Source organism: Curtobacterium sp. NPDC087080, assembly GCF_044745105.1.
Classification (GTDB): Bacteria; Actinomycetota; Actinomycetes; order Actinomycetales; family Microbacteriaceae; genus Curtobacterium.
On the sequence record NZ_JBIUZP010000002.1, the window covers coordinates 560,858 to 583,137 of the forward strand.

The 22,280-nt window shown below is 71.0% G+C and carries 19 protein-coding genes; 13 read left to right on the plus strand and 6 right to left on the minus strand.

Annotation, left to right across the window (positions count from 1 at the left end; genetic code table 11):
• Positions 1–12: 12 nt before the first annotated feature.
• Entirely contained in the window at positions 13–516 is a 504-nt protein-coding gene (locus ACIPEQ_RS06850) for a PH domain-containing protein (RefSeq protein WP_402714601.1), read from the plus strand.
• Between the two features lie 122 nt (positions 517–638).
• Here the strand turns inward: ACIPEQ_RS06850 and ACIPEQ_RS06855 are convergent, their stop codons facing one another.
• The 3 genes from ACIPEQ_RS06855 to ACIPEQ_RS06865 form a co-directional block, all read right to left on the minus strand.
• Entirely contained in the window at positions 639–1,184 is a 546-nt protein-coding gene (locus ACIPEQ_RS06855) for a PH domain-containing protein (protein ID WP_402714602.1), read from the minus strand.
• 211 nt (positions 1,185–1,395) lie between these two features.
• Positions 1,396–1,872, minus strand: coding sequence for a peroxiredoxin (locus ACIPEQ_RS06860; protein WP_402714603.1), 477 nt, complete (start codon positions 1,870–1,872; stop codon positions 1,396–1,398).
• Positions 1,873–1,941: 69 nt separating this feature from the next.
• Positions 1,942–3,621 carry an ABC transporter family substrate-binding protein gene (locus tag ACIPEQ_RS06865; protein ID WP_402714604.1) on the minus strand — a complete coding sequence of 560 codons (1,680 nt, stop codon included), beginning with the start codon at positions 3,619–3,621 and terminating at the stop codon, positions 1,942–1,944.
• 144 nt (positions 3,622–3,765) lie between these two features.
• Here ACIPEQ_RS06865 and ACIPEQ_RS06870 point away from each other — a divergent pair, with 144 nt between their 5' ends.
• The 3 genes from ACIPEQ_RS06870 to ACIPEQ_RS06880 are packed head-to-tail and all read left to right on the plus strand — an operon-like array spanning position 3,766 to position 7,905.
• Positions 3,766–4,749, plus strand: a complete 984-nt coding sequence (locus tag ACIPEQ_RS06870) for an ABC transporter permease (RefSeq protein WP_402714605.1) — start codon at positions 3,766–3,768, stop codon at positions 4,747–4,749.
• A 1-nt stretch (position 4,750) separates the two neighbouring features.
• The gene (locus tag ACIPEQ_RS06875; RefSeq protein WP_402714606.1) at positions 4,751–5,779 is read left to right on the plus strand and encodes an ABC transporter permease; all 1,029 of its coding nucleotides are present in this window, start codon (positions 4,751–4,753) and stop codon (positions 5,777–5,779) included.
• A complete protein-coding gene (locus tag ACIPEQ_RS06880) occupies positions 5,776–7,905 on the plus strand; it encodes a dipeptide ABC transporter ATP-binding protein (protein WP_402714607.1) in 2,130 nt (709 codons plus the stop codon). Before ACIPEQ_RS06875 ends, ACIPEQ_RS06880 begins: the two co-directional genes overlap by 4 nt.
• Before the next feature lie 80 nt (positions 7,906–7,985).
• Here ACIPEQ_RS06880 and ACIPEQ_RS06885 read toward each other — a convergent pair whose 3' ends face one another.
• Positions 7,986–8,735: a CPBP family intramembrane glutamic endopeptidase gene (locus ACIPEQ_RS06885; protein WP_402714608.1), complete on the minus strand. Its 750-nt coding sequence runs from the start codon at positions 8,733–8,735 to the stop codon at positions 7,986–7,988.
• A 125-nt stretch (positions 8,736–8,860) separates the two neighbouring features.
• On the opposite strand from ACIPEQ_RS06885, the gene typA reads away from it, so the two are divergent.
• The 7 genes from typA (at position 8,861) to ACIPEQ_RS06920 (ending at position 16,966) form a co-directional block, all read left to right on the plus strand.
• The gene (gene typA / locus ACIPEQ_RS06890; RefSeq protein ID WP_402714609.1) at positions 8,861–10,783 is read left to right on the plus strand and encodes a translational GTPase TypA; all 1,923 of its coding nucleotides are present in this window, start codon (positions 8,861–8,863) and stop codon (positions 10,781–10,783) included.
• A gap of 108 nt (positions 10,784–10,891) precedes the next feature.
• Complete coding sequence (locus ACIPEQ_RS06895; protein ID WP_402714610.1) at positions 10,892–12,085, plus strand: amidohydrolase; 1,194 nt, start codon at positions 10,892–10,894, stop codon at positions 12,083–12,085.
• Between the two features lie 75 nt (positions 12,086–12,160).
• Positions 12,161–12,700: a hypothetical protein gene (locus tag ACIPEQ_RS06900; RefSeq protein ID WP_402714611.1), complete on the plus strand. Its 540-nt coding sequence runs from the start codon at positions 12,161–12,163 to the stop codon at positions 12,698–12,700.
• Between the two features lie 19 nt (positions 12,701–12,719).
• Positions 12,720–13,985: a PIG-L family deacetylase gene (locus ACIPEQ_RS06905; RefSeq protein ID WP_402714612.1), complete on the plus strand. Its 1,266-nt coding sequence runs from the start codon at positions 12,720–12,722 to the stop codon at positions 13,983–13,985.
• 37 nt (positions 13,986–14,022) lie between these two features.
• The gene (fdxA, locus tag ACIPEQ_RS06910) at positions 14,023–14,340 is read left to right on the plus strand and encodes a ferredoxin (protein WP_402714613.1); all 318 of its coding nucleotides are present in this window, start codon (positions 14,023–14,025) and stop codon (positions 14,338–14,340) included.
• 14 nt (positions 14,341–14,354) lie between these two features.
• The gene (dapC, locus tag ACIPEQ_RS06915; RefSeq protein WP_402714614.1) at positions 14,355–15,473 is read left to right on the plus strand and encodes a succinyldiaminopimelate transaminase; all 1,119 of its coding nucleotides are present in this window, start codon (positions 14,355–14,357) and stop codon (positions 15,471–15,473) included.
• 194 nt (positions 15,474–15,667) lie between these two features.
• Entirely contained in the window at positions 15,668–16,966 is a 1,299-nt protein-coding gene (locus ACIPEQ_RS06920) for a citrate synthase (protein WP_111226486.1), read from the plus strand.
• 565 nt (positions 16,967–17,531) lie between these two features.
• On the opposite strand, the gene dapD is transcribed toward ACIPEQ_RS06920, so the two are convergent.
• A complete protein-coding gene (gene dapD, locus ACIPEQ_RS06925) occupies positions 17,532–18,500 on the minus strand; it encodes a 2,3,4,5-tetrahydropyridine-2,6-dicarboxylate N-succinyltransferase (protein ID WP_126891517.1) in 969 nt (322 codons plus the stop codon).
• Between the two features lie 175 nt (positions 18,501–18,675).
• On the opposite strand from dapD, the gene dapE reads away from it, so the two are divergent.
• Both dapE and ACIPEQ_RS06935 read left to right on the plus strand, forming a co-directional pair.
• Positions 18,676–19,758 carry a succinyl-diaminopimelate desuccinylase gene (gene dapE / locus ACIPEQ_RS06930; RefSeq protein ID WP_402714615.1) on the plus strand — a complete coding sequence of 361 codons (1,083 nt, stop codon included), beginning with the start codon at positions 18,676–18,678 and terminating at the stop codon, positions 19,756–19,758.
• Complete coding sequence (locus tag ACIPEQ_RS06935; RefSeq protein ID WP_402714616.1) at positions 19,755–20,993, plus strand: hypothetical protein; 1,239 nt, start codon at positions 19,755–19,757, stop codon at positions 20,991–20,993. The genes dapE and ACIPEQ_RS06935 overlap by 4 nt, the downstream gene beginning before the upstream one ends.
• Here ACIPEQ_RS06935 and ACIPEQ_RS06940 read toward each other — a convergent pair.
• Positions 20,972–22,174, minus strand: a complete 1,203-nt coding sequence (locus ACIPEQ_RS06940; protein WP_402714617.1) for an AI-2E family transporter — start codon at positions 22,172–22,174, stop codon at positions 20,972–20,974. The two genes, ACIPEQ_RS06935 and ACIPEQ_RS06940, sit on opposite strands and share 22 nt — an antisense overlap.
• Positions 22,175–22,280: the final 106 nt, after the last annotated feature.

Consider the following 22,280-nt stretch of genomic DNA (forward strand, 5'->3'; position numbering starts at 1 on the left):
CGCGGATGGGCGGTGGCGTCCGGCCTCGTCGCCGTCCTGGGGCTCTTCCTGCTCGTCGACGCTGCGGCGCGGGGCAGCTGGGACGTCTTCTGGTCGGCGGTCGGCCCGGTCACCGCGCTCGTGTGGGCGCTCTGGCTGCTCACCGTCCGCCCGGCCGTCCGGCTCGACGATGACGCGCTCACCGTCGTGAACCCGCTGCGCACCACACGCGTCCCGTGGGCGGCCGTCGCCGACGTCCGGCTCCGCTGGCAGATCGTGGTGCAGACCGCCGACGGCCGATCGGTCACCTGCCGGGGCGGGCCGTCGATCCGCGGCTCGCGTCCGGCCCGTCGCGGGGAACTGTCGGTGCCGCACGAGCCGGAGGAGCTGCGGGCGATCCGTTCGCGCTGGCGCGCACGGCGGACGGCGCGACCCGGGGACCGCGCGGTGCACCGCACGTGGGACCGTCCCGCCGTCGGCACCGGGGCCGCGGTCGTGGTCCTGCTGGTGGTCTCCGCGGTCGCGTTCGCAGCCTGACGCACCACGGGCCGGCCGGGAGGGTCGGTACGGCCCCGCCACGCGCCTCCTGACGCGACCGCAGACGGCGTGGAGGCTCGGTGCGGGCCCGCCACGCGCCTCCAGGCCGGACCGGTCCTGCCCTAGAGCTGCGCTCCGGCCATCGACGCGGCGACGCCGAGCACGATCATCGCCGTGACGGTCCAGCCGTGGACACGGTGGGTGATGGTCGCGGCCTCGACGGTCGCCGGCGGCGGCCCGTCCTGCGCGACAGGGGCAGGGACGTGTCCGCGGAGGACGTCCGCGACCGCCCGCACGTCGGCGGCCGTCGTCGAGCCGCCCCCGGGGCCACGCAGCCCGAGCGCGGCGGTCGGTCGCGTCGCGAGCCAGGTGCGGCGGACGCCCTCGGACGTGACCACCTCGATGCCGTACTTCGTCCGGACCTCCTGCACGCGACGCCAGGGGTAGGTGCTCGTGCGGCGCACGTCGACGATCGTGAGCGTGTCGTCGGTGAGCTCGAAGCGCGGGCGCCAGAGCACGGCCCAGGCGATGAACGCGGTGAAGACGCTCGGGACGGGGGCGAGCCACGGGTTGCCGCCGGTCAGCAGCGCGAGCGGGACCAGCGCGACCGCGACGGCCCACAGGACGACGGCGAACAGGCGCATCCGGGGCGCGACGACGGTGCTCATCCAGGCCATCGTAGGGGAGCGGGCGGGATCGAGAGCGCCTCCCCGGGAACGCCCGGGAGCGGGTGTGACACACCTGCGCGTACCGCCGGGCGACCCGGTTCCCCGGGGAGGCGGGTCCGTTGCGGACCTCGTGCGTCCATGGTCGGCACGCCCCGTCCGGGTGTCAACAGCCGACGCCCGATCTTCAGGAACGCCGGTCCGTCCGGCGCGGTCAGACGAGCTGTTCGACCTGCTCGCGGATGGTCTCCGCCGTCGGGAAGCGCAGGCCGACGAGCCCGACGTGGCGCCACCGGACGATGCCGTCGGCGTCGATCACGAAGACCGAGCGGCGGAGGCCGATGCCCGGCGCTCGCACACCGTAGGCGCGCGCGACGTCGCCGCCGGTGTCGCTCAGCAGCGGGAACGACAGGGACGCGCCGCGGGCGAACTCCTCGTGGGAGTCGAGGGCCTGCGGGCTGACGCCCCAGACGACGGCGCCGAGGTCGGTGAAGTCGTCGAGCTCCTCCTGGTAGCTGCAGAGCTGGGCCGTGCAGACGGGCGTGGCGTCGCCGGGGTAGAAGGCGAGGACGAGCGGACGGCCGATGACCGCGGACAGGGCGTACTCGTCGTCCGTGCGGGTGCCGTTCCGGACGACGAGTCCGGGCAGGGAGAAGTCGGGCGCGGTGTCGCCCGGCTCGGGGATGCTCATGCCCTCACAGTAGGACAGGGAACGGGCCCGGTCGCGTGGTGCGACCGGGCCCGTCCTGGTGTCGTGCTGCTACTTGGTGAACCCGACCTTGGTCCAGTCGTAGACCATGGCGCCGGCACGGGCGCCGTAGTTCGCGAGCTTCGGGTTCTGCGCGATGACACGGGGCGACTGCACGATCGGCAGGGAGTGTCCGATCGCCCACACGTTCTCGTCGACCTGGTTCCACAGGGCGTTCGCCTTGGTGGTGTCGGTCTCCGCGATCGCCTGGTTCACGAGCTTGTCGATCTTCTCGTTGCCGACGCGACCGTAGTTCTGGCCGGTGTCGCCGCTGATGAAGATGCTCGCGCCGCTGGCGTGGTAGCCGGTGCCGCCCCAGAGGAACAGCGTCATGTCGTAGTTGCCCGGCGTGACGTACTGCGGGAAGAAGTCGTCGCTCGACACCGACTTGATGGACAGCTTCACGCCGACGTCCTTGAGCTGGGCCTGGATGACCTCGGCGATCTTCTGCGAGCTCGTGGCACCGGACGGGATCGTGATGGAGATCGCGAGCGTCTTGCCGTCCTTCTTCCGGTAGGTGCCGTCGGTCTTCCACCCGTCGTCGTCGAGGAGCTTCTTGGCCTTCTCGACGTCGAATGTGCCGTTCGGGCTCGAGTTGTCCTTGTACCCGCTGTCCGTGGCGAGGAACACGTGGTTGTTCAGCACCGGCAGCTTGTACGGCAGGGTGCCGCCGATGACCGACGCGAGCGATTCACGGTTGATCGCGTGCTGCAACGCGAGTCGGAGCTTCTCGTCCTTCAGGGTGCCCTGCGAGGAGAAGTCGACGTGGGTGTACGAGGCCGACTGGGACGCGTAGATCTTCGTGTCCTTCGCGTCCTTGACCCGGGCGTACCGGTCCGAGGTACCGACCGACACGGAGTCGAGCTCCTTGTTCAGGTAGGCGTCGACGTCGGCGTTGCCGTCGAGGTTCCGGAAGATGACCTGGTCGAGCTTCGGCTTGTCGCCCCACCACTTCTCGTCGGGGACGAGCGTGACGGTGCCCGCGGTCTCGTCGAGCTTCGACACCTTGTACGGACCGGCCGAGACCGGGACCTTGTCCTTGTAGCCGTTGTTGAAGCCGTCGGGCGTCCCGATGACGCTCGCCGGGTACAGCGGGCTGAAGAGCGACTTCCAGTCCGAGAACGGCGTCGAGTACTTCACGATCGCCTGGCGCTCGTCGGAGCCCTGGGTCACCGACTCGATGTCCTTCCACCCGGTGCTGTCACCGATCTGGTAGCTCGGGTCGGTCCCGTTGTTCGCCTTCCAGAGCGCCTCGAAGTCCTTCCACGTGATCGGCGTGCCGTCGTTCCACATGGCCTTCGGGTTCACGGTGTACGTGATCGTCAGCGGATCCTCGCTGGTCACCTCGGCCGATTCGAGCGTGTCCTTGTCGAGCTGCGGCTTGCCGTCGGAGTCGATCACGAACGTCTGCGGCATCGTCGCCGCCTCGACGTCGGCGGCGTCCTGCAGGGTGCCGTCGAGCTCGAAGTAGTTCCACTGCGAGATCCACTGCGAGATCGGCAGTCGGAGCGTGCCGCCCTGCTGCAGGTCGGAGACGGGCTTCTCGTTGATCTGGGCGCTGGAGGGCAGGGCCTCCTTGCCCGAGTCACCGGAGCCGCCGGACCCGCCGGAGCCACCGCTGGAGCATCCGGTGGCGACGAGGGCGAAGCCGGCGAGTGCCGCCGTCAACGCCAGGGCTTTCCTGTGCTTCATGTTCTTCCTCCCGTGAAGATTGGGATCACCCTACGTCCCCTGGGCGGGGGCAGACGAGGGCTTCTGTTGCAAACGCCAATTCGTTACGCGCGGCGACCGAGCGTGTCATCTGCCGGAAACAAATCGAGTCGTAAGGTGATGCGCATGATCCGCTACCTGGCGCGTCGACTCGTGTACTACGTCGTGCTCGTGTTCCTCGCCACGTCGCTGACGTACTTCCTCGCGTCGGCAACGTTCAGCCCCCGATCCGTCTACGCGGAACGCAACCCGGCGCCGCCGACCGCCGTGGTCGACGCCAAGCTCGACCACATCGGGGTGAACGACAAGACGCCGGTCGTCGTCCGGTACGGGCACTGGCTCGGCGACGCGGTGCAGGGCAACCTCGGTCAGACGATCCAGGACAAGAGCGTCAACGACGCGTTCTGGCCGCGACTGGGCGTCAGCCTGCGGCTCCTGCTCGTCGGGTCGGTCATCGGCATCGTGCTCGGGGTGCTGCTCGGTGTCTGGAACGCGATCCGGCAGTACCGGTTGTCCGACCGGGTGAGCGCGATCATCTCGATCTTCCTCATCTCGACGCCCGTGTTCCTGACCGCGGTGTTCCTGAAGATCGGAGCGACGAAGCTCAACCAGGACAGCGGCACGCAGCTCATCAACTTCACCGGCGAGGCGACGCCCGGGCTCTCCGGCAGCTGGTGGGAGCTGTTCGCGGACCGGGGCGTGCACCTGCTCCTGCCGACGATCTCGATCGCACTCGGCCTGATCGCGATCTACAGCCGGTACCAGCGGGCGACGATGCTCGACGTGCTCGGCTCCGACTTCCTGCGGACGGCGAGGGCGAAGGGTCTGACGAAGGGCCGCGCGACGTTCAAGCACGGTCTGCGGACGGCCCTCATCCCGATGACGACGCTGTTCGCCTACGGGTTCCTCGGCATCCTGACGGGTGCGACCTTCACCGAGAAGATCTTCGGGTGGAACGGCCTCGGCGCCTGGTTCATCGACGCGGTCCAGAACAACGACGTCAACTCCGTCACCGCGTACACCCTGTTCGCGGCCGTCGTGGTGCTGCTCGCGGGCTTCCTCGCCGACACCATGACCGCCGTGCTCGACCCGCGCGTCCGGAGGGCCTGACATGACCGACACCCGCATCGAGCCCGTCGACGGATCGACCGTCGCGCGCGCGGACACCCCGCTCCCCGGGACGCCGGCACCCGGCCGGAAGCAGCGCAACCGCTTCGTCCAGACCGTCGTCCGGGTCTTCATGAACCGCGGTGCCGGGGTCGGCCTCGTGACCATCCTCGTGCTGTTCGCGTTCGCCTTCGTCGGCCCGCTCGTCAGCCCGTGGGGGTACTCACAGATCGACTACACCGCGTTCACGCAGCCGCCGAGTGGGACGCACTGGTTCGGCACCAACGGCATCGGGCAGGACGTCTTCACCCAGACCGCCCGAGCGATGCAGAAGAGCCTGCTGATCGGGCTGCTCGTCGCGGTGTTCTCCACCGCGCTCGCCGCCCTGGCCGGGGCCGCCGCCGGGTACTTCGGCGGCTGGACCGACCGCATCGTGATGTTCTTCGTCGACGTGCTGCTCGTGCTGCCGTCGTTCCTGATCATCGCGATCATCAGCCCGCGCATCCAGGACTCCGGCTGGATCGTCCTGGTCGTCCTCATCGCGGCGTTCGGCTGGATGGTCACCGCCCGGGTCGTCCGCTCGATGACGCTGTCGGTCAAGGAGCGCGAGTTCGTCCGCGCGGCCCGGTACATGGGCATCGGCCCGTTCCGGATCATCGTGCGGCACATCCTGCCGAACGTGGCGTCGTTCCTGATCATCGACGGCACGATCCAGGTGGGCGCGGCGGTGCTCTCCGAGACGAGCCTGAGCTACTTCGGCTTCGGCGTGCAGGCGCCGGACGTCTCGCTCGGCACCCTCATCGCGCAGAACCAGGACGCCGCGCTCACCTACCCGTGGCTGTTCTACTTCGCGGCCGGCGCCCTCGTGGTGTTCGCGCTCGCGGCGAACCTGCTCGGCGACGGTCTGCGGGACGCGCTCGACCCGACGTCGGCGACCGGTAAGCGGCAGAAGCGGAGCGGCCGGAAGCGCGATCAGCACCAGGCCGCGGTCGATGCCGCGACCATCACCACGCAGGCAGGGGCCGGCGCATGAGCACCACCACGACCACCACCGAGACCGTCCTGCGCGTGCGCGAGCTGGACGTCCGCTTCCCGACCCCACGCGGTGAGGTGCACGCCGTCCGCGGCGTCGACCTGGAACTGCGCCGCGGCGAGGTCCTCGGCATCGTGGGGGAGTCCGGCTCGGGCAAGTCCGTGACGAGCATGGCGATCCTCGGCCTGCTGCCGGAGACCACGAAGGTCACGGGGTCGATCGAGCTCGAGGGGCAGGAGCTCATCGGCCGCAGCGACAAGCAGATGAGCAAGCTCCGCGGTGCGAAGGTCGCGATGGTCTTCCAGGACCCGCTGTCGGCCTTCACACCCGTGTACACGATCGGCGACCAGATCGCCGAGACCGTCCTCGTGCACCGCGGTGGTACCAAGCAGCAGGCCCGCGCCCGGGCGGTGGAGCTGCTCAAGCTCGTGGGCATCCCGCAAGCCGAGCAGCGCGTCGACGCCTTCCCGCACGAGTTCTCGGGCGGCATGCGACAGCGCGCGATGATCGCGATGGCGATGGCGAACGACCCGGACGTGATCCTGGCGGACGAGCCGACGACGGCGCTTGACGTGACGATCCAGGCGCAGATCATCGACGTCCTGCGGACCGCGCAGCAGGAGACCGGGGCCGCCCTGGTGTTCGTCAGCCACGACCTCGGGGTCATCGCCGGCATCGCCGACCGGATCGCTGTGATGTACGCCGGGCGGATCGTCGAGACCGCGAGCGCCGAGGAACTCTTCGCTCGGCCACGGATGCCGTACACGATCGGCTTGATCGGCGCGCTGCCGCGGCTCGACGAGTCGAGCGGCGGTCCGCTCGTGCCGATCCCGGGCTCGCCACCGTCGCTCATCGGACTCGCCGACGCGTGCCCGTTCGCCGACCGGTGCCCGCTCGCCGCCGCCGTGTGCCGCGGGTCGGAGCCGCCGCTCGCCACCGTCGACGTCGCCGCCGGCGTGGCGGGCGAGGAACCGGTCGACACCGCGGTTCCGCACGCCGTCGCCTGCCACCGCTACGAGGAGGTCGCCGCGGCACACGCCGACGCCGGCGCGATCTTCCGCCTGCCGGAGATCCCCGCGGCCGCGACCGCGGTGAACGCGCCGACCGACCGCGCCGGACGGGACGCTGTCGTCCGGGTCGAGGGCCTGACGAAGACCTTCCCGCTCCTGCGCGGTGCGCTCTTCAAGCGGAAGGTCGGGCAGGTCTTCGCCGTCGACGGTGTCGACCTCGACATCCGGAAGGGTGAGACCCTGGGCCTCGTGGGAGAGTCGGGCTCCGGCAAGTCGACGACGCTGCACCAGTTGATGGACCTCGAGCGACCCGAGCACGGCACGGTCGAGCTCTTCGGTCGGCCCGTCGTCGCCACGAAGCAGCTGCGGCAGCGCATCTCGATGGTGTTCCAGGACCCCGCGGCGAGCCTCGACCCGCGCATGTCGGTCTACGACGTCGTCGCCGAGCCGCTCCGCGCGATCGGTGCCTCGTCCGACCGCATCGCCGAGCGGGTGCCGGAGCTCCTCGGGCTCGTGGGGCTCCGGGCCGCCGAGGCCGACCGCTACCCGCACGAGTTCTCGGGCGGCCAGCGGCAGCGCATCTCGATCGCCCGGGCGCTCGCCACCGAGCCGGAGCTCATCGTGCTCGACGAGCCGGTGTCCGCGCTCGACGTGTCGATCCAGGCCGGGGTGCTCAACCTGCTCGCCGACCTCAAGGCGCGTCTCGGGCTGTCCTACCTGTTCGTGTCGCACGACCTGTCGGTCATCCGGCACGTCGCGGACCGGGTGAGCGTGATGTACCTCGGCCGCACCGTGGAGGAGGGCGCGGTCGACGAGGTCTTCGAACGCCCGATGCACCCGTACACGGCGGCGCTCATGTCGGCCGTGCCGGTGCCGGACCCCGTCGTCGAGCGGTCGCGGAGGACGATCCTGCTGCCGGGGGACCCGCCCAGCCCGACCGAACGCCCGACGGGTTGCCGCTTCCGCTCGCGGTGCCCGCTGTACGCGATGCTGCCCGAGTCCGAGCAGCAGCGCTGCCGCGACGAGGTGCCGGAGAAGGCCGCGCGCCGCGGCGCGGAGCGCGACCACCGTGCGGCCTGCCACTACCCGGAGAAGGTGCCGCAGCTGGTCGCGTGACCAGACGACGGACGGGAGGCGCGGTGCCGGCTGGCACCGCGCCTCCCGTCCGTCGCCCGGTCGCCTCGGCGACGGGACCGCTACCGGAACAGCTGCGGGAACGCCTGCACCACGAACGGGTAGCCCACGAAGACGACGGCGTCGAGCAGGCAGTGCGTGATGACGAGGGGCAGGAGCCGCCCCCACTTCGTGTAGATCCAGCCGAACACGATGCCCATCACCGCGTTCCCCACGAAGGCCCCGAACCCCTGGTACAGGTGGTAGCTCCCGCGCAGCACCGCGGTCGACAGGATGACCTGCCACCGCCCCCAGCCGATGCCGCCGAGCCGCTCGTACAGGTACCCGATGACGATCACCTCCTCCTGCAGCCCGGACCGGATCGCCGAGAGCAGCAGGACGGGGACGGTCCACCAGTAGGTGTTCAGCGCCGCGGGGTCGACGTCCACCGTGAAGCCGAGCGCCCGCCCCGTGAAGTACAGCGCGAGCCCGGGGATGCCGATGCCGAGCGCGATGAGCGCGGCGGCCCCGACGTCCGGCCGGACGCGGAACCGGTCGATCCCGAGGCGGTGCAGGTGCGGGCGGCGGGCACTCCAGAGCAGGTAGCAGACCAGCGCCACCGGGGCGAGGTCGACCGCGATGCCGACGAGCTGCCGCGCGAGGTCGACGTACTGCACGGTCGTGGTCGACGTGTTGAGCGCGGTGGACTGCTGCCCGAGCGGGGTCGTCTGCGACAGGTCGTCGATGATCTGCAGCACCGAGTACAGCGCGCTGCCGCCCAGCGAGAGCATGAGGACGATCGTGATCTCGATCCACGTTCGTCGTCTGCTCACGGGCTGTACTCCTCAGGGTTGCGAACTACCGGTAGACTGGCGTGTCGGGCGTTCTGCCCGCGGGTGCCATGTGTCCAAGACGACCGGCCGCCCGATCTTCTCCTGAACACCGAAGGATGTCCTGTATGGCGCTCGCCACCCGGTCCGACCTGCGCAACGTCGCCATCGTGGCACACGTCGACCACGGCAAGACCACCCTCGTCGACGCGATGCTCACGCAGACCAACTCGTTCGACGCCCACTTCGAGGGCGAAGACCGGATGATGGACTCGAACGACCTCGAGCGCGAGAAGGGCATCACCATCCTCGCGAAGAACACCTCGGTGCTCTACAACGGGAAGCACGCCGAGGAGTTCAACCCGGGCGGTCGCATCACGATCAACGTGATCGACACCCCCGGCCACGCCGACTTCGGTGGTGAGGTCGAGCGCGGCCTCTCCATGGTCGACGGTGTCGTGCTGCTCGTCGACGCGTCCGAGGGCCCGCTGCCCCAGACCCGCTTCGTGCTCCGCAAGGCGCTCGCCGCGAAGCTCCCGGTGATCCTGCTCGTCAACAAGACGGACCGCCCGGACTCCCGCATCGACGAGGTCGTCTCCGAGTCGCAGGACCTGCTGCTCGGCCTGGCCTCCGACCTGTCGGACGAGGTCGACGACCTCGACCTCGACGCGATCCTCGACGTGCCCGTCGTCTACGCGTCCGGTCGTGCCGGTGCCGCGTCGCGCAACAAGCCCGAGGACGGCTCGCTGCCCGACAACGACGACCTCGAGCCGCTGTTCGAGGCGATCCTGCAGCACGTCCCGGCCCCGACGTACGACGACGAGCACCCGCTGCAGGCGCACGTCACCAACCTCGACGCCTCGCCGTTCCTCGGCCGCCTCGCGCTGCTCCGCATCTTCCACGGCACGATGAAGAAGGGGCAGACGGTCGCGTGGGTCAAGCACGACGGCACCGTCGCGAACGCCCGCATCACCGAGCTGCTCATCACGAAGGCACTCGACCGCTTCCCGGCCGAGTCGGCGGGCCCCGGTGACATCGTCGCCGTCGCCGGCTTCGACACGATCACCATCGGCGAGACGCTGTCCGACCCCGAGGACGTCCGTCCGCTGCCGACCATCACGGTCGACGACCCGGCGATCTCGATGACGATCGGCACCAACACCTCGCCGCTCGTCGGCAAGGTGAAGGGCCACAAGCTCACGGCCCGCATGGTCAAGGACCGCCTGGACCGCGAGCTCATCGGCAACGTCTCGCTCAAGGTGCAGGACATCGGCCGCCCGGACACCTGGGAGGTCCAGGGCCGCGGTGAGCTGGCGCTCGCCATCCTGGTCGAGCAGATGCGTCGCGAGGGCTTCGAGCTCACGGTCGGCAAGCCGCAGGTCGTCACCAAGCGCGACGAGAACGGCAAGCTCCTCGAGCCCTACGAGCACATGACGATCGACACGCCGGAGGAGCACCTCGGCGCGATCACGCAGCTCATGGCCGCGCGCAAGGGTCGCATGGAGAACATGACGAACCACGGCACCGGCTGGATCCGCATGGAGTTCATCGTGCCGTCGCGCGGCCTGATCGGCTTCCGCACGTCGTTCCTCACCGAGACCCGCGGCACCGGCATCGCGAACGCGATCTCGCACGGTTACGACGAGTGGGCCGGGCCGATCCAGACCCGCATCAACGGCTCGATCGTCTCCGACCGCGCCGGTGTCGTCACGCCGTTCGCCATCACGAACCTGCAGGAGCGCATGACGTTCTTCGTCAACCCGACGGAGGAGGTCTACGAGGGCATGGTCATCGGCGAGAACTCGCGCGCCGACGACATGGACGTCAACATCACGAAGGAGAAGAAGCTCACGAACATGCGTTCGGCGAACGCCGACTCCTTCGAGTCGATGACGCCGTCGCGCCAGCTCTCCCTCGAGGAGTGCCTGGAGTTCGCGCGCGAGGACGAGTGCGTCGAGGTCACCCCCGACCACGTGCGCATCCGCAAGGTCGAGCTCGACGCGCAGGCACGCCAGCGTGCGTACGCCCGCCTGAAGCGCCAGGACGCGTAGTCAGGAGCGGTCTGGAGGCACTGCCTCCGTCCGACGGCCCGGTCACCTCGTCGAGGTGGCCGGGCCGTCGGCGTCTGCGCTCGCCGACTCCGGGGTTACGGTGGACGGGTGACCCTCGACCTCCTCTCCCTGTACCAGGACCTGCACGCCCACCCGGAGCTCGGCTTCCAGGAGCACCGCACCGCCGGTGTCGTCGCCGACCGGCTGGCCGAGATCGGTGGGATCGAGGTGACGTCGGGCGTCGGCGGCACGGGCGTCGTGGGCGTCCTGTCGAACGGCGACGGCCCGGTCGTGTGGCTCCGCGCCGACATGGACGGCCTGCCCGTGCAGGAGCGCACCGGCCTGCCCTACGCGAGCGCGCACACCGGCCGTGACGACGAGGGCGTCGAGGTGCCGACCATGCACGCCTGCGGGCACGACATCCACGTCACGTGGCTGCTCGGCACCCTCGAGCGCCTCGTCGACACCCGCGACGCGTGGCACGGCACGGTCGTCGCCGTGTTCCAGCCGGCGGAAGAGGTCATCTCGGGTGCCCGCGCGATGATCGAGGACGGCCTGGTCGAGCGCTTCCCGAAGCCGGACGTGGTGCTCGGGCAGCACTCGGCGCCCGCACCGGTCGGCATCGTGGCGGTCGGCAGCGGTCCCGTGATGGCGTCCAGCGACCGCCTGACGGTCACGTTCAACGGCCGCGGCGCGCACGGGTCGGCGCCGCAGGCCTCGCTCGACCCGATCGTCACCGCCGCGAGCGCCGTCGTGCGACTGCAGACCGTGGTCTCGCGCGAGGTCTCGCCCTCCGACGCCGGTGTCGTCACCGTCGGCAGCTTCCACGCCGGGACCCGACCGAACATCATCCCGGACCAGGCCGTGATCGAGATCTCGACGCGTGCCCGCAACGAGGAGACCCGCGAGCGCATCATCGCCTCGATCGAGCGCATCGTGCGGGCCGAGAGCGACGCCGGCGGGCTGTCCGACCCGACGATCGAACGCGCCCCCGGCGCCGAGGTCACCGTGAACGACGCGGATGCGGCGAAGCGGGTACTCGAGGCGCTCCGCGGTGTCGTGCCGGACGCCCGCGACCTCGAGGTCGGGCTCGCGATGGCGTCGGAGGACGTCGGGCAGCTCGCCACCGCGGCGGGGGTGCCCCTCGTGTACTGGTTCACCGGCATCACCGACCCGGAGCTGTTCCGCCGCGGCGAGGACATCCCGAGCAACCACTCGCCGTTCTACGCGCCGCAGGCCGAGACGGCGATCCCGGTCGGGGTCGACGCCCTGACGGCCGCCGCTCGCACCTACCTCTCCTGACCGGCGGCGCGGCGGGCGGGAGGTTTCCCAGGGAACGCACGCCGCGCCTCCCGGCAGTCGACCTAGGGTGTCCGCATGCGCACGACCCGGACCCTCATCGCCGCCGTCACCGCGGGCATCGCCCTGGCGGGCCTGACCGGCTGCTCCGCTGACTCGGTGCGGCAGGCCACCGACCTCGGGTCGTCGGTGGCCTCGAACATCAGTGAGACGGTGCAGGGGATCGACGGCAAGGCGATCCAGGACGGCATGGCGTCGGTGGCGGGCGGCATCGACGGTGCGCTCGACGCGGCGCTGTCGGGCACCGGGGTCACGAGCGACGGCAAGGTGCCGGACGGGTTCCCGACCGCGGACGTCCCGCTCGTCGACGGCACCGTGCTCGGTGGTGGGGCCGGACCGAACGGCTCCGGGTGGGTGGTGCAGGTCCGCGTGACGTCGGTCGACGACTTCCAGGCGGCCGCCGAGCAGCTCGCGGCCGCCGGGTACACCGAGTCCGCGAAGCGCGCCGACGCGTCGAGCGCGTTCGGGCTGTTCCGCAGTGACACGCACCGCGTGGTGCTGACGATGTCCGAGTCCACGGACGGCGTGACCGCGACGTACATCGTCACGCCCCGCTAGCGAAGTACCCTGGGACGCGATGTCCAAGGCTCCCGCACCGCGTCCCGAGCGCGTCCTGTTCGTGCACGCCCACCCCGACGACGAGACCCTGTCGTCCGGCGGCACCATCGCCACTCTGCTGGAGCTCGGTGCCGAGGTGACCGTCCTCACCGCGACCCGGGGCGAGCGCGGCGAGATGCTCACCGAGGCCCTCGCACCGCTCTTCGGCGACGGACCCCGTGTCGCCGCTCACCGCGAGACCGAGATCGCCGCCGCACTGGCCGCCCTCGGAGGCCCGGTGCACCTGTGGCTCGGCGGCAGGGGAGCGCGCCCCACCGACCTGCCCGAGCGGCGGTACAGCGACTCCGGCATGCAGTGGGGACCGGACGGACGCGCCACGGCCGCCGACGACGCGCCGGTCGACTCGCTCACCGCGGCCGACCTCGGCGAGGTCGTCGACGACGTGCGCGCGGCGATCCGCTCCACGGGGGCCGACGCGGTGGTCAGCTACGCCGACGACGGCGGGTACGGGCACCCGGACCACGTGCGGGTGCACCACGCCGCCCGGTACGCCGCCCGTGCAGAGGAAGTGCCGTTCTCGATGATCGTCCCCGCGGACTCCGCCGAGGTCGACCTGACCGTCGACGTCGTCCCCGTCCGGGCGAAGGTCCGTGCCGCCGTCGAGCAGTACCGGTCGCAGGTCACCGTCGACCCCGTGGACCCGACCGACCCGCAGCGCCTGACCTGGGTGATGCCGCACGGGGTCCGGCAGGAGGCCCCCGCGGTCGAGGCGTTCCGACACGACGCTGACCCGGTGCCCCGCGCACCCGAGACCTTCGCCGAGCTCACCCGCCAGGGCAGGGTGACGGCGGTCGTCGTCGCCGCGGTCGCCGGCCTCCTCGTCGGTGCGCTCGGGACCGTCACGCACCAGCAGCGCATCGGGGGCTTCCCGGTCGGGATGGTCCTGACCACGCTCATCGTGCTCGGGCTGGTGGTCGGCCTGCGGCTCCTGTACCGCTCGCGGGTGATGGTCGCAGCCGCCGGCATCGCGATCATCGTCGCGACGCAGGTCCTGGTGAGCGTCGGTGGTCAGTCGTCACCGCTCGTGCTCGCCAACCTCGCCGGGTACGTCTGGACCTTCGCACCGGCGGCGATCGCGGCGTTCACCCTGGCGTGGCCCGACCTGTCCGGACTCCGTGCCCGCGCCGCAGCGGCGTCGGCCGGAGCCGGCACCGAGGCGATGGGCTCGGCTGCTGCGTCGTCCCCGGAGCCCGAGCGGTCCGGGGCTCCCGGGCGTCGCGAGTAGACTCGACCACGCTCAGTCCGAAGGGAGCACCCGCACCGTGACCTACGTGATCGCCCAGCCCTGTGTCGACGTCAAGGACCGCGCCTGCATCGACGAATGCCCGGTCGACTGCATCTACGAGGGTGACCGGTCGCTGTACATCCACCCCGACGAGTGCGTCGACTGCGGTGCGTGCGAGCCGGTCTGCCCGGTCGAGGCGATCTACTACGAGGACGACCTCCCGGACGAGTGGGCCGACTACTACAAGGCCAACGTCGAGTTCTTCGAGGAGGTCGGCTCGCCCGGCGGTGCCGCGAAGGTCGGTGTGATCCACAAGGACCACCCGGTCGTCACGGCCGAGCCGCCGCGCGGCTGACCCCGGACCGATCCGTGGCGCTCGACCTCCCCGACTTCCCCTGGGACCAGCTCGTCCCGTTCAAGCAGCGCGCAGCGGCGTACGAGGGCGGCCTCGTCGACCTGAGCGTCGGCTCGCCCGTCGACCCGACCCCCGAGGTCGTCCGCCAGGCCCTGGCCCGTGCGACCGATGCGCACGCCTACCCGCAGGTCGCCGGCACGCCCGCGCTGCGCGAGGCGATCGCCGCCTGGTACGGGCGGCGGCAGGGCGTCACGCTCGCCCCGGAGCAGGTGCTCCCGACGATCGGCTCGAAGGAGTTCATCGCCGGGCTCGCGCTCTGGCTCGGCATCGGCCCCGGCGACACCGTCGTGTTCCCGGAGGCCGCGTACCCGACGTACGAGCTCGGCGCCGCACTCGTGCGCGCCGAGGCGCTGGCCTCGGACGACCCCGCCGCCTGGCCGGAGACCACGAAGCTCGTGTGGCTGAACTCGCCGGGCAACCCGGACGGCCGCGTGCTCTCCGTCGAGCAGCTGCGCGGCGCGGTCGCACGGGCACGGGAGCTCGGCGCGGTCGTCGTCGGCGACGAGTGCTACGCCGAACTCGGGTGGGAGCCGCCGTACGACGCGGCGCCGACCCCGTCGATCCTCGACCCCCGTGTCGTGGGGGACCGTGTCGATGGCGTGCTCAGCGTGTACTCGCTGTCGAAGCAGTCGAACCTGGCCGGCTACCGCGCCGCCTTCGTCGCCGGGGACGCAGCGATCCTGGCGGAGGTGCTCGCGGTGCGGAAGCACACCGGCATGATGCCGCCGCTGCCCGTGCAGGACGCGATGATCGTCGCCCTCGCCGACGACACGCACGTGCAGCAGCAGAAGGCCCGCTACCGCGCCCGCCGGAACATGCTCCGACGGGCACTCGAAGGAGCGGGCTTCCGGATCGACCACAGCCAGGCCGGCCTCTACCTCTGGGCCACCCGGGGTGAGCCGGCGCTCGACACCGTCGGCTGGCTGGCGGAGCGGGGCATCCTCGTCGCCCCAGGGACCTTCTACGGGCCCGCGGGTGCGGAGCACGTGCGGGTGGCGCTCACCGCGACCGACGACCGGATCGCGGCCGCGGCGCAGCGCCTGGCGAGCACGAGGCGACTCGCGGCCTCCTGACCGAGGTGGGTCGCGCCTCCCGCCCGTGACGAGGGACGACACCGCCGTGCGCTCCCTGCACAATCCGTGGAATCCACCAGATCTCCGCCTTCCGGTGGTGCACGACCGACAGTCGGCGCAGTTAGGCTGTCGTCGTGACTGACACTGCCAACGACGCTCAGAAGACGGCCACACCGCCCACCACGCCCGTCCCCGTGAGCCCCGCCGCCGCGGAGTCGACGGAGACCGCGACGCTGACCTTCCCGGGTGGCACGGCGGAGTTCCCGATCCTGCCGAGCGTCGACGGCGCATCCGCCATCGACATCTCGTCGCTGAAGAAGCAGACCGGGCTGAACACGCTCGACTACGGCTTCGTCAACACCGGCGCGACGAAGAGCGCCATCACCTACATCGACGGCGACCAGGGCATCCTGCGCTACCGCGGGTACCCCATCGACCAGGTCGCGTCGGGGTGCACGTACCTCGAGGTCGCCTGGCTGCTCATCTACGGCGAGCTCCCCACCGCCGAGGAGCTCGAGGGCTTCGACGCCCGCATCCGTCGGCACACGCTGCTGCACGAGGACCTCCGTCGCCTGTTCGACGCACTGCCGCACTCGGCCCACCCGATGTCGGTGCTGTCGAGTGCCGTGAGCGCCCTGTCCACGTACTACGAGGACGACATGGACGTCGACGATCCGGAGAAGGTCGAACTGCAGACCGTCCGGCTCCTCGCCAAGCTCCCGGTCATCGCCGCCTACGCGCACAAGAAGGCCATCGGCCAGGCGTTCCTCTACCCGGACAACAAGCTGTCGTTCGTCGACAACTTCCTGCGGCTGAACTTCGGCACCATGGCCGAGCCCTACGAGCCGAACCCGGTGCTGTCGAAGGCGCTCGAGCGGCTCCTCATCCTGCACGAGGACCACGAGCAGAACGCCTCGACGTCGACCGTCCGCCTGGTGGGCTCGACGAAGGCGAACATGTTCGCGTCGATCTCCGCCGGCATCAACGCGCTCTACGGGCCGCTGCACGGTGGTGCGAACGAGGCCGTGCTCGAGATGCTCCAGCAGATCAAGGACTCCGGCGAGCCGGTGTCGCGCTTCGTCGAGCGGGTGAAGAACAAGGAGCGCGGGGTGAAGCTCATGGGCTTCGGGCACCGCGTCTACAAGAACTACGACCCGCGCGCGAAGCTCGTCAAGGAGTCCGCGCACGAGGTCCTGCAGTCGCTCGGGGTGCAGGACGACCTGCTCGACATCGCGATGGAGCTCGAGCAGATCGCGCTCGAGGACGAGTACTTCGTCAGCCGCAAGCTCTACCCGAACGTCGACTTCTACACGGGCATCATCTACCGGGCGATGGGCTTCCCGCCGCGGATGTTCACGGTGCTGTTCGCCATCGGACGTCTGCCGGGGTGGATCGCGCAGTGGCGTGAGCTGAACAACGACCCGCTGAACAAGATCGGTCGCCCGCAGCAGCTCTACGTGGGGCACCCGGAGCGGGACCTGCCCGCGCGCTGACGCCGGGCTCCCTGCTGCCGGAAGGCCCGCTCGCGTTCCGCGAGCGGGCCTTTTCCGTCACGCTGGGCGCCGCGTGCTGACGGTTCGTGCCCGCTGGGCGACGTGCGCGCGGCGTGTCCTGCCCGCTCGGTGACCCGGGAGCGACCGCGAGCAGCGTCGGACGGGAGGCACGGTGCGGGCTGGCACCGCGCCTCCCGTCCGGCGCGCCCCGCCCGTTCCTTCCCATCACGCTCGACATGGCAGGCGGAATCAGGCGTACCTGGTCGTTCCAGCGGACCTGGTACGCCCGGTTCCGCTGGGTACGCCCGGTTCCGCTGGGTACGCCCGGTTCCGCCGGGTACGCCGGGTTCCGCCGGGTACGCCGGGTTCCGCCCGGTCCGCCCCGCCCACTCGCGCAGCATCGAGGCTGACGCAGGGCCCGCCGTCGCCCTCGCCGACCCGAGCAGCCGTCGCCGCGTCGAGACGGCGCGGACGCGACGAGACACCGCCGGAACCGGCGGTGTCTCGTCGTGGCGCGCCCGTCTCGCGGAGCCGCGGAGGGGCGGAGGCGCGGAGCCGCGCCGCGCTACGCGTGCAGCGCCGTGTTGAGCTGGATGCCCTGTCCCTGGCGCTGCAGGGCCTCGACCGCGCCGGAGAGCGAGTTGCGCCGGAACAGCACGTTCGGCACCCCCGACAGTTCCGCCGCCTTCACGGTGCGGGGTGTGCCGTCGGGGCTCGGCGCCGCGCCGACCAGGACGACCTTCGTGCCCGCCGTCACGTAGAGCCCGGCCTCGACCACGGAGTCGTCACCGAGCGAGATGCCGAGGCCGGCGTTCGCCCCGAGGAGCGCCCGTTCCCCGAGCGACACCCGGTGCGTCCCGCCGCCGGACAGCGTGCCCATGATGGACGCGCCACCGCCGATGTCGGTGCCGTTGCCCACGACCACGCCCTGGGACACCCGGCCCTCGATCATGGCGTCACCGAGCGTGCCGGCGTTGAAGTTCACGAAGCCCTCGTGCATGACCGTCGTACCGGGTGCGAGGTGCGCGCCGAGCCGCACGCGGTTCGCGTCGCCGATGCGCACGCGGTCCGGCACCACGTAGTCGAGCAGGCGGGGGAACTTGTCGACCGCGTGCACGGCGATGCCCGCGCGCTGCAGCGCGGGACGCAAGCGCGTCAGGGCATCGGGGTGGACGGGGCCGGCGTTGGTCCACGCGACGATCGGCAGGTGGCCGAAGACGCCGTCGAGCGAGACCTCGTTCGGTCGCACGTGCAGGTGGCTGAGCAGGTGCAGCCGCAGGTAGGCGTCGGGCGTGCTGGCCGGTGCGTCGTCGATGACGATCTCGGTCGTCACCGCTTCGATCCGGACCTCGCGCCGCGGGTCGTCGCCGACGTGCGCCTCGAGCTCGGGCGGGAGCACCGCGTCGGCCGGTCGCGCGCCGAGGTGCGTCTCCGGGTACCACGTGTCGAGGGTGGTGCCGTCGGCGGCGATCGTCGCGAGGCCGTGGCCCCAGGCGTGCGTGGGTCGGTCGGTGGCAGCGGTCGCGTCGGTCACGCCACCAGGGTAGCGAGCGCGCCGGGCGACGACCCGTCCAGGGAGACGGTCTGTGGAGAACGGTCGCGTCCCCGGTCCGCCCATTCTGGAGGCGCGGGTGCTGTGGACGGACGGCCTCCGTCCACAGGTGGTCGCCTCACCGATCGCTGAGGGACACGGCCGGTACGCTGACCGCATGCCGGAGCAGCTCGACCTCACCGCCTCGTCCATCGACATCACGCGTGCCATCTGCGACATCGAGTCGGTGTCCGGGAACGAAGGACCCCTCGCCGACGCGATCGAGGCAGCGCTGTCGGCGCTGCCCCACCTCGAGGTGGTCCGCGACGGCGACGCGATCGTCGCGCGGACGCAGCTCGGCCGCGATCGCCGGGTCGTGATCGCCGGGCACATCGACACGGTGCCGCTCAACGGCAACCTGCCGACCGAGTTCCGCACCACGGACGACGGCACCGAGATCCTCTGGGGCCGCGGGACGGTCGACATGAAGGCCGGCTGTGCGGTGCAGCTCAAGCTCGCGCACGACCTCGCCGAGCCGAACGTCGACGTCACGTGGGTGTTCTACGACCACGAAGAGGTCAGCGACTCCCTCAACGGCCTCGGGCGGCTCGCGCGGACCCGTCCCGAGCTGCTCGCCGGCGACTTCGCGATCCTCGGTGAGCCGTCGGGCGCGCAGATCGAGGGCGGGTGCAACGGCAACCTCCGAGCCGAGGTCCGGACCTTCGGCAAGCGCTCCCACAGTGCGCGCAGCTGGATCGGCGACAACGCGATCCACAAGACGGCACCGATCCTGGCGACGCTCGCCGCCTACGAGCCGCGGACCGTCACGGTCGACGGTCTCGAGTACCGCGAGGGCCTGAACGCCGTCGGCATCACCGGTGGCATCGCGGGCAACGTCATCCCGGACGAGGCGATGGTGCACGTGAACTACCGCTTCGCGCCGTCGCGCAGTGCCGACGAGGCGGTCGCGCACATCCGCGAGCTGTTCGACGGGTACGACGTGCAGATCGTCGACCTCGCCGCCGGTGCTCGGCCCGGGCTCGACGCCCCGCTCGCGCAGCAGTTCGTGGCCGCGGTCGGCGGCCCCGCTCCGCGTCCGAAGTACGGCTGGACCGACGTCGCCCGCTTCTCGGCGCTCGGCGTCCCCGCGGTCAACTACGGTCCGGGTGAGCCGGTCTTCGCGCACCACGACGACGAGCAGGTGCCCGTCGACCAGATCACCGCGGTCGAGGACGGCCTGCGTCGGTGGCTGACGGCGTGACCACCGGCCCCGCGCGCACCGTCGCGGGGCACTCGACCTCCGAGCGCTTGCGGGCGCGCTACCGACTCGTGCCGTGGTGGCTGCGGGTGACCGTCGTCTACGTGGTCGCACGGCTCGTGACGGGGGCGATGCTCCTGGCCTTCGCCGGTGTGCAGACCGCGAACTCGTTCACCGCAGCACGTCCGTCGTACCTGTCCTTCGCCGCCATCTGGGACGGCGCCTGGTACCGCGTGATCGCGTCGAACGGGTACCCCTCCACCCTGCCGGTGGACGCCGCGGGCCACGTGACGGAGAACGCGTGGGCGTTCATGCCCGCCTACCCGTTCCTCGTGCGCGGCCTGATGGTGCTCACGGGTGCCTCGTTCGAGGCCGTCGCCGTCGTGGTGTCGCTGGTCGCGGGGTGGGGTGCCGCGCTGGTGTTCCGGCGGCTGATGGGTCGCTTCCTCGACGACGGCCGGGCGACCTTCGCCACGGTGCTGTTCTGCGTCGCGCCGGTGTCCGCCGTGTTCCAGGTCGCCTACGCCGAGGCGATGGGGCTCTTCCTGTTGCTGGTCGCCCTGCTGCTGATGGTCGATCGGCGCTGGTGGACGATGCTGCCCGTCGTGCTGCTGCTCGGCATGACCCGACCGACCGGACTGGCGTTCGCGTTCCTCGTGGCGCTGTTCCTGGCCGCCTGGACGATCCGACCGTCGTGGGTGCGCGAGGCGGCGCGGCCGACCCTGCGCACGGCCGTACCACCGCTGACCGTCGCCGCGGTCTCCGGGCTCGTCGGGCTCGCGTGGCCCGCGATCGCATGGGCGGTGACGGGGGTGCCGAAGGCCTACACGGACACGGAGCTCGCCTGGCGGTCGTCGTACATCGGGTGGAAGGAGCTCGTCCCCTTCGCGCCGTGGATCCAGGGCGCCGGGTGGTGGTTCGGGCAGCCGGCGGGCGGGGTCCTGCTCGCCGTGGCGGTGGTCGGGTTCGCGGTCTTCGTGTTCCACCCCGTCGCGCGGCGCATCGGCCTGGAGCTCCGCCTGTGGGGTGTGGCGTACGTCGTCTACCTGCTGGCGGTGTTCTTCCCGCAGTCGAGCACCTGGCGCATCCTGCTGCCGATCGCGCCGCTGCTGGGCATCGTCGCCCTGCCGAGGTCGCGGGTGTACCGGGTGCTGCTGGTCGCCGTGTGCATCGGCCTGCAGTTCGTCTGGCTGTACACGTGCTGGTGGGTCGACGGCTACGACTGGACCCCGCCGTGATCGCCCCCGCCGGGATCGGCGGCGCCGTGACCGGCCCCGCCGGGATCGCTCTCGCCGCGGTCGACCTCGCGGTCGTCTGAGTCCTCCGCGGCAGGCGTGTCCGACGGGTCCTCGCCGGGACGCCAGTCGGCCGCGGCGTGCACCATCGCGTTCACGGTCGCGATGAACGGCACCGCGAAGAACGCACCGACGACGCCCGCGATCGTCGTGCCCGCGGTGACGCCGAGCACGACGCCGAGCGGGTGCACGCGGACGGCCGAGCCGGTCAGGAACGGGTGCAGCACGTGGCTCTCGAGCTGCTGCACGACCACGACGACGCCGAGCATGATCAGCGCCGGCACGAGCCCGTTGAAGACCAGCGCGATGAGCACGGCGACGATGCCGGCGACGATCGCCCCGACCACCGGGACGAACGCGCCGAAGAACACGATCACGCCGATCGGCACGGCGAGCGGCAGCCCGAGGGCGAGTGCTCCGATGACGATGCCGAGCGCGTCGGTCACCGCGACGACGAGCTGGACGCGGATGAAGCTGGTGAGGGTCTTCCACCCCGCCTGACCGGCCGCGTCGATGCGCCCTCGGGAGCGACGCGGGAAGATCCGGACCACCCACGACCAGATCCGGTGACCGTCGATCAGCACGAAGATCGTCGTGAAGACCACGATGAAGAGCCCCTCGAGGGCGTGAACCAGGCCGCTGCCGGCCTCGGCTGCCCCGGACAGGATCGACGCGACGTGGGTCTGCAGGAACTTCGTCGCCTCCGCCAGGTACTTCGTGACCTGCGCCGAGGTGATGCCGAACGGCTCGGTCGCGAGGAGGGTCTGGAAGGTCTGCACGTTGCTCGTGAGTCGACGCTCGAGGGTCGGCAGGTCGTAGCGGATCTGCGCGGTGACGACGAGCGCCAGGATCCCGAGCACCACCACGACCGAGATGCAGGCCGTGAGCACTGCGAGCCACTTCGGCCACCGGTGCCGTTGCAGGAACGCCGAGAACGGGGCGAGCAGCGCACAGACGAGCAGCCCGACCAGGAACGGCACCACGATGTCCTGCAGCAGCACCACAAGGGCCACGAGGACGGCCAGGGCGGCCACCGTCACGAGGAAGCGCCACGAGAACGCACCGGCGATGCGCATGCCCGTCGGCACCGCCTCGGCGACCGGTTCGGCCTGTGGACGCAGCATGGAGCGGATGTTCGGCATACGCCAAGGTGACCACTCCGAGCCGCGAGAACGTCGCATTCCGACACCCCCAACCTGGGCGGTTTCGCAGTTGCCCCCTCGGTACGGG

What these genes read in the sequence shown, in the direction of transcription:
- ACIPEQ_RS06875 (WP_402714606.1), top strand. Translation starts at nt 4,751, where the DNA reads ATGACCGACACCCGCATCGAGCCCGTCGACGGATCGACCGTCGCGCGC.
- ACIPEQ_RS06855 (WP_402714602.1), bottom strand. Translation starts at nt 1,184, where the DNA reads ATGAGCACCGTCGTCGCGCCCCGGATGCGCCTGTTCGCCGTCGTCCTG.
- ACIPEQ_RS06905 (WP_402714612.1), top strand. Translation starts at nt 12,720, where the DNA reads ATGTCCAAGGCTCCCGCACCGCGTCCCGAGCGCGTCCTGTTCGTGCAC.
- dapE (WP_402714615.1), top strand. Translation starts at nt 18,676, where the DNA reads ATGCCGGAGCAGCTCGACCTCACCGCCTCGTCCATCGACATCACGCGT.
- ACIPEQ_RS06860 (WP_402714603.1), bottom strand. Translation starts at nt 1,872, where the DNA reads ATGAGCATCCCCGAGCCGGGCGACACCGCGCCCGACTTCTCCCTGCCC.
- ACIPEQ_RS06865 (WP_402714604.1), bottom strand. Translation starts at nt 3,621, where the DNA reads ATGAAGCACAGGAAAGCCCTGGCGTTGACGGCGGCACTCGCCGGCTTC.
- ACIPEQ_RS06900 (WP_402714611.1), top strand. Translation starts at nt 12,161, where the DNA reads ATGCGCACGACCCGGACCCTCATCGCCGCCGTCACCGCGGGCATCGCC.
- ACIPEQ_RS06870 (WP_402714605.1), top strand. Translation starts at nt 3,766, where the DNA reads ATGATCCGCTACCTGGCGCGTCGACTCGTGTACTACGTCGTGCTCGTG.
- typA (WP_402714609.1), top strand. Translation starts at nt 8,861, where the DNA reads ATGGCGCTCGCCACCCGGTCCGACCTGCGCAACGTCGCCATCGTGGCA.
- ACIPEQ_RS06940 (WP_402714617.1), bottom strand. Translation starts at nt 22,174, where the DNA reads ATGCTGCGTCCACAGGCCGAACCGGTCGCCGAGGCGGTGCCGACGGGC.
- ACIPEQ_RS06880 (WP_402714607.1), top strand. Translation starts at nt 5,776, where the DNA reads ATGAGCACCACCACGACCACCACCGAGACCGTCCTGCGCGTGCGCGAG.